Origin of the sequence: Streptomyces sp. NPDC002669 (assembly GCF_042889165.1) — a bacterium.
Lineage (GTDB): Bacteria > Actinomycetota > Actinomycetes > Streptomycetales > Streptomycetaceae > Streptomyces.
Map to the genome: position 1 here is coordinate 122,743 of NZ_JBIAQQ010000026.1, position 10,402 is coordinate 133,144.

A 10,402-nucleotide genomic window follows, 5' to 3' on the forward strand; every position below is an offset into this window, starting at 1 on the left:
CGGGCATGGTCATGGCGGATCCTGCCGCTCTGGCAGAATTGGGAGTGGTCGTTCATACGGGGCGGCGCAATCCGAGCAATCCGACATTCCGAGGTCCCGCGCTTCCCATGCCCCTCACTCTCGCCTCGCTCGCCCAGCACTCCGCGCTCAGACTCACGGTGCGCGCGGGTGCGGACCGGCTCGACGTGCCCGTCCGCTGGGCGCACGCCAGCGAGCTGGCCGACCCCGTCCCGTACATGGAGGGCGGCGAGTTCCTGCTCGTCACCGCCACCAACCTCGACGCCGAGAACCCCGAGGCGATGCGGCGCTACGTACGGCGGCTGGCCGGGGCCGGGGTCGTCGGCCTGGGCTTCGCCGTCGGCGTCAACTACGACGAGGTGCCGCAAGCCCTGATCGACGCCGCGGGGGAGGCCGGGTTCCCGCTGCTCGAAGTGCCCCGCCGCACCCCGTTCATCGCCATCGCCAAGGCCGTGTCCTCGACGATTGCCGAGGAGCAGTACCGGGCCGTGACGGCCGGGTTCGAGGTCCAGCGGGAACTGACCAGGGCCGCGATCTCGGGCGACGGGCCCGCCGAACTCCTCGGCCGTCTCGCCGCCCACCTCGACGGCTGGGCCGCGCTGTACGACGCGGCGGGCCAGGTCGTCGCCGCGGCCCCCGAATGGGCCGCCCGCCGCGCCGCCCGGATCACCCCCGACGTGGTACGCCTGCGGGACCGCCCCGCCCCGGCCAGCATGGTCGTCGGCGGCGCCGAGGACCGGGTCGAGCTCCAGTCCCTGGGCACCGGCCGCCGGGTCAGGGGAGCGCTGGCCGTCGGCACCGACGCGGCACTCGGCACCGCCGGGCGGTACGCCGTGCACTCCGCCGTCGCCCTGCTGACCCTGACCACCGCCCGCTCCCGGTCCCTCCAGGGCGCCGAGCAGCGCCTGGGCGCCGCGGTGCTGCGCATGCTGCTGGCCGGCCAGCCCGACCACGCGCGGGCGGTCGCGGGGGACCTGTACGGGGACCTCCTCGACGCCCCCTTCCGGCTGCTCATCGCGGAGGCGTCCGACCCCGCGGTCCCGGCGGCGCTCGGCGAGGCGATGGAGGCGGCGGCCTTCCGGACCGGCGAGGCCCTGCTGGCCGTCCCCGAGGGCGACCGGCTCGTCGTCCTCGCCGCGGACGGCGGCGCCGCGGTCGCGGCCTGCACCGCCCACGCGGAGGCCCAGGAGGCGCGGCCCCCCGCCGAAGGGGGCGCGGAGGAGGCCCGGGTGGTCGTGGGCCTCTCCGCACCGGCGGGCCCGATCGCCGTCTCCGCCGCGTACAAGCAGGCCGAACAGGCCCTGTCGGTGGCCCGGCGCCGGGGCAGGGCGCTGGTCGAGCACGAGGAGCTGGCGGCCGGCTCGGTGCTCCCGCTGCTCGCCGACGACGCGGTACGGGCCTTCGCCGACGGGATGCTCCGGGCCCTGCACGAACACGACGCCAAGGGGCGCGGCGACCTGGTGGCCTCGCTGCGCGCCTGGCTCGCCCATCACGGCCAGTGGGACGCGGCGGCGGTGGACCTGGGCGTGCACCGGCACACCCTGCGTTACCGGATGCGCCGGGTGGAGGAGATCCTGGGCCGCTCGCTGGACGACGCGGACGTCCGGATGGAGCTGTGGCTGGCCCTGAAGGCCACCAGCAACCCGCCGCCCGCGGAGTCGTAGCCGTACCGGAGGGCACGTACGGGCGCCCCTGGCCGGAACGGGACGTTCCGCGACCGGGGCCCCACCGCGTCCATGCCCGGACCTGCGGCATCCGCGTCCCCGGCCCCCGGCCCCCGCACCCGGAACCGCGGCATCCGCATCCGGCCCCCCGGCCCCCGCACCCGGAACTGCGGCATCCGCATCCGGCCCCGCCGCATCGGACAAAGCGGCGTGCCCCCGGCGCGCACTGCTCCACGCCGGACAAACGCCAGGCGCGCCCTCCGGCCCTACGGTGGGGACAGCACACCCCCACGACTCCGAAGGGCCGGACCTCCATGACTTCCACCCACGCCTTCTGGCTCGCCGGCCGCCAGGCCACCGGTGAGGACAGCTTCGACGTCACCAACTCCTGGGACGGCCGTCTGGTCGGCACCGTCAGCGTGCCGACCGACGCCCAGATCGAGGAGGCCGTCGCGGCCGCGCACGCCGTGCGCGAGGAGTTCGCCGCGACCCCGGCCCACGTCCGGGCCGCCGCCCTCGACCACGTCGTACGGCGCCTGGTGGAGCGCACCGAGGAGATCGCCCAGCTGATCTCCGCCGAGAACGGCAAGCCCATCAAGTGGGCCCGCGGCGAGGTCGGCCGCGCCGTCTCCGTGTTCCGGTTCGCCGCCGAGGAGGCCCGCCGCTTCAACGGCGGCGACGCCCAGCGCCTGGACACCGACGCCGGCGGCACCGGCCGCCTCGGCCTGACCCGGCGCTTCCCGCGCGGCACGGTCCTCGGCATCGCGCCGTTCAACTTCCCGCTGAACCTGAGCGCCCACAAGGTGGCCCCGGCCATCGCCGTCGGCGCCCCGATCATCCTGAAGCCCGCCCCGGCCACCCCGATCTCCTCGCTGATCCTGGGCGAGATCCTGGCCGAGACCGACCTGCCGGCCGGCTCGTGGTCCGTGCTGACGGTCCCCAACGACCGCATGCCCGCCCTGGTCCAGGACGAGCGCCTGCCCGTCATCTCCTTCACCGGCTCCGGCCCGGTCGGCTACTCGATCATGGAGTCGGTGCCGCGCAAGCACTGCACCCTGGAGCTCGGCGGCAACGCCGCCGCGGTCGTCCTCGGCGACTACGCCTCCGAGGAGGACCTGGACTGGGCCGCGACCCGCATCGCGACCTTCTCCAACTACCAGGGCGGCCAGTCCTGCATCTCGGTGCAGCGGGTCATCGTGGACGCCGCCGTCCACGACCGGCTGCTCCCGAAGATCGTCGCCGCCGTCGAGGCCCAGGTCACCGGCGACCCGTCGGACCCCGCCACCGAGGTCGGCCCGCTGGTCAGCGAGGACGCCGCCAAGCGCGTCGAGTCCTGGGTCGACGAGGCCGTGCAGGCCGGCGCCCAGCTGCTCACCGGCGGCAAGCGGGACGGCGCCACCTACGCGCCCACCGTGCTCACCGAGCTCCCGGACGGCGTCACCCTCTCCTGCGAGGAGGTCTTCGGACCGGTGCTGTCCGTGCAGAAGGTCAACGGCGAGGCCGAGGCGTTCGAGGCCGTCAACTCCTCCAAGTACGGCCTGCAGGCAGGGGTGTTCACGCACGACCTGCAGACCGCCTTCCGCGCCCACCGCGCCCTGGAGGTCGGCGGCGTGATCATCGGCGACGTTCCCTCCTACCGCGCGGACCAGATGCCGTACGGCGGTGCCAAGCAGTCCGGCGTCGGCCGCGAGGGCGTCCGCTACGCCATGGACGACTACACCTACGAGCGGGTGCTGGTCCTCACCGGCCTCGCCCTGTAGTCCACGATCGGCCGCGAGCCGATCCACCGACGTCGCCCGCGTCCGCCTGGACAGCACGCGGGCGACCACGGAACGGCCGGAGCCCACTGTGCGGGGGCTCCGGCCGTCCCGGTTCTCCACCCCGTTCCACCGCCCCGCCGCGGCCGCCACCGCGGGCGGGTCAGTGGAGTGGCGCCCGACCCGATCGGCACCCGGGCGATGGCGGGCCCACCGGGAGTCGGGTACATACGGACGAGTAGAGCGGGCCGGTGACGCCGGGCGGGCGCAGGCAAGCGCCCCGCGCGGACCGGCCCCGTCCCCCCCCACACACCCGCGAAGCGGCGAGGTGAGCTCCTCATGTCCGCACCATCCGCATCATCCTCATCGTCGGCGTCGAAGGACGCGCCCGGTGTCACCGAGCGCGAAGCGCGCCGGGTGGCCGAGGCAGCACGCGAACAGGACTGGCACCGGCCCAGTTTCGCCAAGGAACTGTTCCTCGGCCGCTTCCGGCTCGACCTGATCCACCCGCACCCGATGCCGCCCCCGGACGACGTCCGGCGCGGCGAGGCGTTCCTCGCCCGGCTGCGCGAGTTCTGCGAGACCCGGATCGACGGCGCCCGGATCGACCGCGAGGCCCGCATCCCGGACGAGGTGATCAACGGCCTCAAGGAAATCGGCGCGCTCGGGATGAAGATCGACCCGAAGTACGGCGGGCTCGGCCTGACCCAGGTGTACTACAACAAGGCCCTCGCCCTGGTCGGCTCCGCGAACCCGGCGGTCGGCGCGCTGCTCTCCGCCCACCAGTCCATCGGCGTGCCCCAGCCCCTGAAACTCTTCGGCAGCCAGGAGCAGAAGGACGCCTTCCTGCCCCGGCTGGCCCGCAGCGACATCTCGGCGTTCCTCCTCACCGAGCCGGACGTCGGCTCCGACCCGGCCCGGCTCGCCACCTCGGCCGTCCCGGACGGACCCGACCACTACGTCCTGGACGGGGTGAAGCTCTGGACGACCAACGGCGTCATCGCCGACCTGCTCGTCGTGATGGCCCGGGTACCGGAGTCGGAGGGCCACAAGGGCGGCATCACGGCCTTCGTCGTCGAGGCGGACTCCCCGGGCATCACCGTCGAGAACCGCAACGCCTTCATGGGCTTGCGCGGCCTGGAGAACGGCGTCACCCGCTTCCACCGCGTCAGGGTCCCCGCCGCGAACCGCATCGGCCCCGAGGGCGCCGGGCTCCGGATCGCCCTCACCACGCTCAACACCGGACGGCTCTCCCTGCCCGCCATGTGCGTCGGCGCCGGCAAATGGTGTCTGAAAATCGCCCGCCAGTGGGCCTCGCGGCGCGAGCAGTGGGGCAGGCCGGTCGCCCGGCACGAGGCGGTCGGCGCCAAGATCTCCTTCATCGCCGCGACCACCTTCGCACTCGAAGCGGTGGTGGACCTCTCCTCCCAGATGGCCGACGAGGACCGCAACGACATCCGCATCGAGGCGGCCCTCGCCAAGCTGTACGGCTCCGAGATGGGCTGCCTGATGGCCGACGAACTGGTCCAGATCCGGGGCGGACGCGGCTTCGAGACCGCCGACTCCCTCGCCGCCCGCGGCGAACGGGCCGTCCCCGCCGAGCAGTTGCTGCGCGACCTGCGGATCAACCGGATCTTCGAGGGCTCGACCGAGATCATGCACCTGCTGATCGCCCGGGAGGCCGTCGATGCCCACCTGAAGGTCGCCGGGGACATCATCGACCCCGACAAACCCCTCTCCGCGAAGGCGCGGGCCGGAGTGAACGCGGCCGGCTTCTACGCCCGCTGGCTCCCGGGCCTCATCACCGGACCCGGCCAACTCCCGCGCACGTACGCGGAGTTCAATCCGGCCGGCCACCCGGACCTGTCCGCCCACCTGCGCTACGTCGAACGCTCCGCCCGCAAGCTGGCGCGCGCCACCTTCTACGCCATGTCGCGCTGGCAGGGCCGGATGGAGACCAAACAGGGCTTCCTCGGCCGGATCGTCGACATCGGCGCGGAACTCTTCGCGATGAGCGCCGCGTGCGTCCGCGCCGAACTGCTGCGCTCCTCGGGCGAACACGGCCGCGAGGCGTACCGGCTGGCCGACGTGTTCTGCCACCAGTCCCGCGTCCGGACCGAGGAACTCTTCACCCGCCTGTGGTCCAACACCGACGACCTCGACCGGCGCCTGGTCGACGGCGTCCTGTCCGGCGCGTACACCTGGCTGGAGGAGGGGGTCGTCGACCCCAGCGGCGAAGGGCCCTGGATCGCCGACACCGCACCGGGGCCGAGCACCCGGGACGACGTCCGCCGCACCATCCGCTGAACCACCCGCCGTACGGGGCCCGTCCACGCACCGGACGGGCCCCGTACGGCCGTGCGCGGTGCGGCAGGATGCCGGTCGTGACCGTCATCCACCTTCCCGGTTCCAAGTCCGTCACCGCGCGCGCCCTCTTCCTGGCCGCCGCCGCGAACGGCACCAGCACCCTCGTACGGCCCCTGCGCTCGGACGACACCGAGGGCTTCGCCGAAGGGCTCACCCGCCTCGGCTACCGGATCACGCGGGAGGCGGACCGCTGGCACGTCGAGGGCCGCCCGGCCGGCCCCGCCGTCACCGACGCCGACGTCCACTGCCGCGACGGCGCCACCACGGCCCGCTTCCTGCCGACCCTCGCCGCCGCCGCGGCCCGCGGCACCTACCGCTTCGACGCCTCCGCCCAGATGCGCCGCCGCCCCCTCGCCCCGCTCACCGGGGCACTGCGCGCGCTCGGCGTCGACCTGCGCCACGGCGGGGCCGAGGGACACCACCCGCTGCGGATCGAGGCCCACGGCATCGAGGGCGGCGGGATCACCCTGGACGCGGGGGAGTCCTCGCAGTACCTCACCGCGCTGCTGATGCTCGGCCCGCTGACCCGGAACGGGCTGCGCATCACCGTCACCGACCTGGTCTCCGCCCCGTACGTCGAGATCACCCTCGCGATGATGCGCGAGTTCGGCGTCGAGGTCGTCCGGGACGGCGACGTCTTCACCGTGCCGCCCGGCGGGTACCGGGCCACCACGTACGTCGTCGAACCCGACGCCTCCACCGCCAGTTACTTCTTCGCCGCGGCGGCCCTCACCGGCCGCGAGGTCACCGTCCCCGGACTCGGCACCGACGCGCTCCAGGGCGACCTGCGGTTCGTCGACGTACTGCGCCGCATGGGCGCCGAGGTGCACGTCACCAAGGAGTCCACCACCGTCCGGTCCGACGGCAGGCTCTCGGGCGTCACGGTCAACATGCGCGACATCTCCGACACCATGCCGACCCTGGCCGCCCTCGCCCCCTTCGCCTCGGGACCGGTGCGCATCGAGGACGTGGGCAACACCCGGGTGAAGGAGTGCGACCGGCTGGAGGCCTGCGCCCAGAACCTCCGGCGCATGGACATCACGGCCGAGACCGGCCCGGACTGGATCGAGATCCGGCCGGGCACCCCCCGTCCCACCGAGATCGCCACCCACGGCGACCACCGCATCGTCATGTCGTTCGCCGTCGCCGGACTGCGGGTGCCGGGCATCACGTTCGACGACCCCGGATGCGTCCGCAAGACGTTCCCCGGGTTCCACGAGGCGTTCGCCGAGTTCGTCGGAGCCATGAACCACCGATGACCGTCCCGCGGTCCCCGGCGGGCGCCGCGGCCGAATGGCCACGAACATCCCGGTACGGGAGGACCCGTGCGGTCACCGGCCGACAAGCCCGGCCCCCGGCGACCGGGACGCACTGTCCACGCCCGCGGCGGATGCGGCAAGAATGGGGGGCATGAGCGACAGCCCTGCCCCCCTCGCCGACCCACACCTCGTCTTCGACGCAGCGGAAGGCCGCCGGGATCTCGTCATCCTCGGCTCCACCGGCTCCATCGGAACCCAGGCCATCGACCTGGTGCTGCGCAACCCCGACCGCTTCCGCGTCACCGGGCTCTCCGCCGCCGGCGGACGGGTCGCCCTCCTCGCGGAGCAGGCGCGGCAACTGCGGGTGCGCACCGTGGCCGTCGCCGTCGAGGACGCCGTACCGGCCCTCCGCGACGCGCTGCGCGAGCAGTACGGGCCGGGCGAACCGCTCCCCGAGATCCTGGCGGGACCCGAAGCCGCCGCCCAGCTCGCCGCGAGCGACTGCCACACCGTGCTCAACGGCATCACCGGATCGATCGGGCTCGCCCCCACCCTCGCCGCGCTGGAAGCCGGCCGCACCCTCGCCCTGGCCAACAAGGAATCGCTGATCGTCGGCGGCCCGCTGGTCAAGGCGCTGGCGAAGCCCGGACAGATCATCCCGGTCGACTCCGAGCACGCCGCGCTCTTCCAGGCACTGGGCGCCGGCACCCGCGCCGACGTCCGCAAGCTCGTCGTCACCGCGTCCGGCGGCCCCTTCCGCGGCCGGACCCGGGACGAACTGGCCGGCGTCACCCGCGAACAGGCCCTCGCCCACCCGACCTGGGCCATGGGACCGGTCATCACGATCAACTCCGCCACCCTCGTCAACAAGGGACTGGAGGTCATCGAGGCCCACCTCCTCTACGACATCCCGTTCGACCGGATCGAGGTCGTGGTCCACCCCCAGTCGTACGTTCACTCCATGGTGGAGTTCACCGACGGCTCCACCCTCGCCCAGGCCACGCCCCCCGACATGTGCGGCCCGATCGCCATCGGTCTCGGCTGGCCCTCCCGCATCCCGGACGCCGCCCCCGCCTTCGACTGGTCGAAGGCGTCCACCTGGGAGTTCTTCCCCCTGGACAACGAGGCCTTCCCCTCCGTGGGACTGGCCAGGCACGTCGGCACGCTCGGCGCCACCGCCCCGGCCGTCTTCAACGCCGCGAACGAGGAATGCGTCGACGCATTCCTCGCGGGACGGCTGCCGTTCAACGGAATCATGGATACGGTCACGGCGGTGGTGGCCGAACACGGCACCCCCGCCACGGGAACTTCGCTCACGGTCGCGGACGTCCTCGAAGCGGAGACCTGGGCCCGCGTCCGGGCCCGTGAACTCTCGGCGAAAGCGACAGCGGAGGCGCGCGCATGAGCATTACGACGGTCCTGTTGACGATTCTGGGCATCGCCGTCTTCGTCATCGGCCTGCTGTTCTCGATCGCGTGGCACGAACTCGGACACCTGTCGACCGCGAAGCTCTTCGGCATCCGCGTCCCCCAGTACATGGTCGGCTTCGGACCGACGATCTGGTCGCGCAAGAAGGGCGACACCGAGTACGGCATCAAGGCCATCCCGGCCGGCGGCTACATCCGCATGATCGGCATGTTCCCGCCGGGCGAGGACGGGCGCCTGGAGGCGCGGTCCACCTCGCCCTGGCGCGGCATGATCGAGGACGCCAGGTCCGCCGCCTTCGAGGAGCTCGAACCGGGCGACGAGAAGCGCCTCTTCTACACGCGCAAGCCGTGGAAGCGCGTCATCGTGATGTTCGCCGGACCGTTCATGAACCTGGTCCTCGCCGTCGCGATCTTTCTCGGCGTGGCGATGACCTTCGGCTTCCAGACCCAGACCACCGAGGTGGCGGGGGTCCAGAAGTGCGTGATCGCCCAGAGCGAGAACCGCGACACCTGCAAGAAGTCCGACCCGGTCTCGCCCGCGAAGGCGGCGGGACTGGAGGAGGGTGACAAGATCGTCGCCTTCAACGGCCAGAAGGTCGACGACTGGGACACCCTCTCCGGCAAGATCCGCGACACCATCGGCCCCGCCACCATCACCGTCCTGCGCGACGGCCAGGAGCAGACCCTCCACGCCGTGCTCAAGGAGAACGCGGTGGCGAAGAAGGACTCCAGGGGCGAGGTGATCCCCGACGAGTACGTGAAGGCCGGCTACCTCGGCTTCGCCGCCCAGACCGAGATCGTCCCGCTCTCCTTCGGCGACTCGGTCGTCCGGATGGGAGACATGATCGAGAACGGCGTCGACTCGATCATCGCCCTCCCCTCCAAGATCCCCGGCCTGTGGGACGCGGCCTTCGGCGACGGCGAGCGGGCCGCGGACTCCCCGGTCGGTGTGGTCGGCGCGGCCAGGATCGGCGGCGAGGTGATGACGCTGGACGTACCGGCGCAGAACCAGATCGCGATGATGCTGTTCCTGCTGGCCGGTTTCAACCTCTCGCTGTTCCTCTTCAACATGCTGCCCCTGCTGCCGCTGGACGGCGGGCACATCGCGGGAGCGCTCTGGGAGGCGCTGCGCCGCAACGTCGCCCGGGTCTTCCGGCGCCCCGACCCGGGCCCGTTCGACGTGGCCAAGCTGATGCCGGTCGCCTATGTCGTCGCCGGCGTCTTCATCTGCTTCACGCTGCTGGTGCTGGTCGCCGACATCGTGAACCCGGTCAAGATCTCCTGACCCACTGCCCGTTCCGTGTACGGCGGGTGACGGCCCGGCACACAGCGTGTGCCGGGCCGTTCCCTTCGCGCCGCACCTCCGGACAGGGTGTGCTCGGGGCCGCCGCCGGTGCCGTAACCTCGAAGGCCGGAGCCCGCCGATCTCGGGACCTCGATCCACACCTTGGGGATGCTCAGCGCATGACTGCGATTTCTCTCGGAATTCCGTCCGTTCCGACCAAGCTCGCCGACCGGAGGGTCAGCCGCAAGATCCAGGTCGGGTCGGTTGCGGTGGGCGGGGACGCGCCGGTGTCGGTGCAGTCGATGACCACGACGCGGACCTCGGACATCGGTGCGACGTTGCAGCAGATCGCGGAGCTGACGGCGTCGGGCTGCCAGATCGTCCGGGTCGCGTGCCCGACGCAGGACGACGCGGACGCGCTGGCGACGATCGCGAAGAAGTCGCAGATCCCGGTGATCGCGGACATCCACTTCCAGCCGAAGTACGTGTTCGCGGCGATCGACGCGGGCTGTGCGGCGGTGCGGGTGAACCCCGGGAACATCAAGCAGTTCGACGACAAGGTCAAGGAGATCGCGCGGGCCGCGGGGGAGAGCGGTACGCCGATCCGGATCGGGGTGAACGCGGG

Annotated in this window: 7 protein-coding genes; all 7 read left to right on the forward strand. The window is 72.6% G+C overall.

Annotated features, from left to right (window positions below):
• Positions 1-107 precede the first annotated feature (107 nt).
• Positions 108-1,682: a PucR family transcriptional regulator gene (locus ACFYW1_RS30780; RefSeq protein ID WP_389000397.1), complete on the forward strand. Its 1,575-nt coding sequence runs from the start codon at positions 108-110 to the stop codon at positions 1,680-1,682.
• Positions 1,683-1,996: 314 nt separating this feature from the next.
• Complete coding sequence (locus tag ACFYW1_RS30785; protein ID WP_389000400.1) at positions 1,997-3,442, forward strand: aldehyde dehydrogenase family protein; 1,446 nt, start codon at positions 1,997-1,999, stop codon at positions 3,440-3,442.
• Between the two features lie 336 nt (positions 3,443-3,778).
• The gene (locus tag ACFYW1_RS30790) at positions 3,779-5,746 is read left to right on the forward strand and encodes an acyl-CoA dehydrogenase family protein (RefSeq protein ID WP_389000403.1); all 1,968 of its coding nucleotides are present in this window, start codon (positions 3,779-3,781) and stop codon (positions 5,744-5,746) included.
• Positions 5,747-5,823: 77 nt separating this feature from the next.
• Positions 5,824-7,065: a 3-phosphoshikimate 1-carboxyvinyltransferase gene (aroA, locus tag ACFYW1_RS30795; RefSeq protein WP_389000406.1), complete on the forward strand. Its 1,242-nt coding sequence runs from the start codon at positions 5,824-5,826 to the stop codon at positions 7,063-7,065.
• A gap of 151 nt (positions 7,066-7,216) precedes the next feature.
• The gene (dxr, locus tag ACFYW1_RS30800; RefSeq protein WP_389000409.1) at positions 7,217-8,470 is read left to right on the forward strand and encodes a 1-deoxy-D-xylulose-5-phosphate reductoisomerase; all 1,254 of its coding nucleotides are present in this window, start codon (positions 7,217-7,219) and stop codon (positions 8,468-8,470) included.
• On the forward strand, positions 8,467-9,777 hold the full coding sequence (locus ACFYW1_RS30805; RefSeq protein WP_389000412.1) for a M50 family metallopeptidase: 1,311 nt from the start codon (positions 8,467-8,469) through the stop codon (positions 9,775-9,777). The genes dxr and ACFYW1_RS30805 overlap by 4 nt, the downstream gene beginning before the upstream one ends.
• Positions 9,778-9,956: 179 nt before the next feature.
• Positions 9,957-10,402: flavodoxin-dependent (E)-4-hydroxy-3-methylbut-2-enyl-diphosphate synthase (locus ACFYW1_RS30810; protein WP_389000415.1), on the forward strand; the 446-nt coding region annotated here is incomplete at its 3' end.